At 41.4% G+C, this 1777-nt stretch carries 1 protein-coding gene; it reads left to right on the top strand.

Annotated elements, in window-relative coordinates; translation table 11 throughout:
• Positions 1–238: 238 nt before the first annotated feature.
• Positions 239–1777: adhesive domain-containing protein (locus tag ESP02_RS13055; protein WP_146926076.1), on the top strand; the 1539-nt coding region annotated here is incomplete at its 3' end.

The following is a 1777-nucleotide window of genomic DNA, read 5'->3' as shown; positions in this document are numbered from 1 at the left end:
CTTTTTGTACTTTATTTTCGTGAAAACTGGATGGTTATTTAAAAAAAGATTAAAACTTAATAATAGATTTATCATTGAGATGTTGTTAAACTTCCTCTGACTTAAGTTGAAAATAAAATCTGCACAAAAAGATATCTTTTTGATTAAAAAATGTTAGCTAAGGGGTGTTGTAATCTTTTCTTTTTTATAACGATCAAAAATTTGGGGATGAACGATAGAAGGGTGACAGGAGGACAAAATGAAAAAGGATTATAAAAAAAGTATTAACCAGAAGGCACGGGCAAAAAGTAGATCGAAAAAAATCTTGCTTGCCGGTACATCCATTGCAGCTGGTGTGATGTTAGGGATCACACCAATCTCAATGGCTACGCCATTATTTACTATTGGTTCCCAACAAGTACATGCAGATGTAATCAGTGGGCAACTGTTTAACAATCTAAGTACGGAAAATACCAGTGAGACTACAGCTGATGCACCATTTCCTCTTCAGGGGGCAACTCGGAATGTTGATTTTGTTATATCAGAGAATAGTGGTCTTGATGTTAGCGTGATTAATGGAACGCGTCGTGCTGTCTTAGCTATTCCAGAAGAAATGCAAGGATTGGTCACTCCGAATGGAACTGGTACTTTCTACACAGATATCTTGCTTCCAGGAAATAGTTTAGCACCTCTATTAAATATTGTAGATGGAGCGGTGACTACTTTGATAGGAGCAGTAGAAGGTTTGATTAATTTGAATCCTTTAGCTACAGTGAACCTTTCGGAAGTTTATGAACAACTTGCTTTATTGAATAATCTAAGTACACTGACTTCTGCTGAAGTAGAATTGCAGCTTCAAATGCAAGGGGATGAATACATCTACGGAGAGCTAGACGGTGCATTGGAAACCGTGATACGAGAAAATTTAAGTAATATATTGAACGGAATCAATAATGCAGTTCAAGCAATCGAAGCAACTTCAACCGGAGGGCTGCTTGGAGATGTAGCGGCCGGAACAATCAATACTGCTTTAGCAGTTACAGTCAAACCAGCGTTCAATCTTACGTTTAATACCGCTTTGGCATTGGTGAATGTCGGTTCTTCTTTCCTTGGTAATCTTGCTGATGCAAGTATTTTGGGTGAAACGACTGTTACTATACCGACAACAATCCAAGATCCTACTTATGCAGACTTAACAAATGCAGGTGTCGACATGACTGTTCCTTATGAAGCAGGATTTATCGGTACCATTCTTAAATCAGACATTCTATCGATCTCTATTGCTTCGAATGTTGATGGCTATTCTCCAGTGTTTTATGCAGCTGAAGAAGTCACTGCTCCTTATAACGTAGAAGTTACAGGTAATTCTACTGATGGTTATGAGGTGACTGGGATGGCAGATCCAAATGCCACAGTTCGTATTTATGATGACGAAGGAAATATGATTGCAGAAGGTCAAGCAGATGAAAATGGTAATTTTGCTATTCCAGTCTCGGCAGAAGATGTTGTTCCTTTAGAACAGATCCAATTGATTGCTTATGATGAAAATGGTGTAGCAAGTGCGCCAACAGCAGCAATTATTCCAGATGATGATGAAGGAGATGCGGATGCCGACGCGGATGCCGACGCCGATGCGGATGCTGACGCAGATGCTGATGCTGACGCGGATGCCGATGCTGATGCCGACGCTGATGCCGACGCTGATGCGGATGCCGACGCGGATGCCGACGCCGACGCTGACGCTGATGCTGACGCAGATGCCGACGCCGATGCGGATGCTGACGCTGATGCGGATGCT

Origin of the sequence: Enterococcus sp. NBRC 3427 (assembly GCF_007996925.1) — a bacterium.
Classification (GTDB): Bacteria; Bacillota; Bacilli; order Lactobacillales; family Enterococcaceae; genus Enterococcus_B; species Enterococcus_B lactis.
Note: the sequence above shows the minus strand (reverse complement) of the source record. Positions and strands in the feature narration are given on the sequence as shown.